Annotated in this window: 1 protein-coding gene; it reads left to right on the forward strand. The window is 42.4% G+C overall.

The window, feature by feature from the left end; genetic code table 11:
* Positions 1-1056 (forward strand): DUF294 nucleotidyltransferase-like domain-containing protein (locus BU804_RS07440; protein WP_226996163.1); only part of this gene is annotated, 1056 nt, incomplete at both ends.

Genomic DNA, 1056 nt, shown 5'->3' on the forward strand with positions numbered 1-1056 from the left:
AAGAACAAAAGCAGTTAGCTACCGAACTCGCCAAATGGCATTACAAGCAAGGAAAACAAGAACGGCTAAATAAGAAACAATTTAAAGATCCCATCAATGCTCTTCATTACGCAGTAAAGGCTCAGAGTATCTCGATGGCTTCCCCAGAATCCCAACGCCAAGCTTCTCGCTACTTTAAAGTTGCTTCAACGTCCCTTAGCGTTTTTAAGCAACGCTTGAAAAAAGCAAGAGCCGAAGACAAGGGTCAGGAAGTTGTGCAACTCATTACAAACCTTGAAACGCGCTTTAAAGCGATCTGCTGCAAGGGTGAACAGCATGCTTTGATTAAGTTATTCTATAAACAAGTACGTAAACTTATAGCGGCTCTATTTAGCAAACGAGGAGGACAAAAACCGATAGAGGCAAGTGGGCTGCATCATCTAAAACCAACGATGGACCGTTATTTAAACAGTAAAACTTTTCCCACGACTTGTTTTATTACAACAACATACCGAAAAAAATTGGATACTTATCGCGCAAGCTTTTACGAGCTCTATCAGACAATCGACTTGCAAAATTTTATCATTGAAGAGGTGCGTGCTTTTCAAGAAAAAGTTTCTGCGCACTTGCTCTCTTTTCTGCGCGCTTTAATTGATGATGCGATTGCCATTTTAGGAGATCCTCCGTGTTCGTACGATTTACGAGCAATGGGATCTCTAGCCAAAGAAGAGATCTGTCCCTACTCCGATTTAGAATGGTGCATTCTCATGGAAGTAATTGAGCATCGCCCGTACTTTGTAAAATTAGCTCGCCTATTAGAACTACAAATAATAGCCTTGGGAGAAGATCCCGCACAAGGCTTACCCGTCTTTACTTGTATCGGGGCTAAACACCGCTCCGGTTTCCATGTCGATTCTGGCGGTAATCCAGCGGTTGTCCCTGATCTTATCCACACCCCCGATGGATTGGCTCAGATGCAAAAAATAGAGGAGTATCGTTCTAATTCTCATAGTAATACGCTGCGCAAAACGATTTCTTTTCATCAAAGCACTCCTAAGCTCTTTGTCCTTTACCAAG

Origin of the sequence: Candidatus Protochlamydia sp. W-9 (assembly GCF_001950615.1) — a bacterium.
In the GTDB taxonomy this organism is placed as follows: domain Bacteria; phylum Chlamydiota; class Chlamydiia; order Chlamydiales; family Parachlamydiaceae; genus Protochlamydia; species Protochlamydia amoebophila.